This window comes from Streptomyces sp. URMC 126 (assembly GCF_051386555.1).
Classification (GTDB): Bacteria; Actinomycetota; Actinomycetes; order Streptomycetales; family Streptomycetaceae; genus Streptomyces.
In genome coordinates this window covers 1-237 of sequence record NZ_JBPQTX010001331.1, presented here as the reverse complement: position 1 = coordinate 237, position 237 = coordinate 1, and the positions used below count along the sequence as shown (strand labels likewise).

General features: G+C 65.0%; 1 protein-coding gene. It reads left to right on the top strand.

Annotated elements, in window-relative coordinates:
- A partial coding sequence (locus ACSNOK_RS36155; protein ID WP_436784882.1) for a tRNA-dihydrouridine synthase occupies positions 1-237 on the top strand: 237 nt, incomplete at both ends.

Sequence of the window (237 nt, the reverse complement as noted above, 5' to 3'; positions counted from 1 at the left end):
ATCGACATCAACATGGGATGTCCTGCCAAGAAGGTGACGGGCGGGTTGTCGGGCGCGGCGCTGATGCGCGACCTGGATCATGCGCTGACGCTGATCTACGCGGTTGTGGGGGCGGTTTCGGTGCCGGTCACGCTGAAGATGCGGCTGGGATGGGACGACGATTGCCTGAATGCGCCTGATCTGGCCCGGCGTGCGAGCGACGCTGGTGTCAGGATGCTGACGGTCCATGGCCGGACG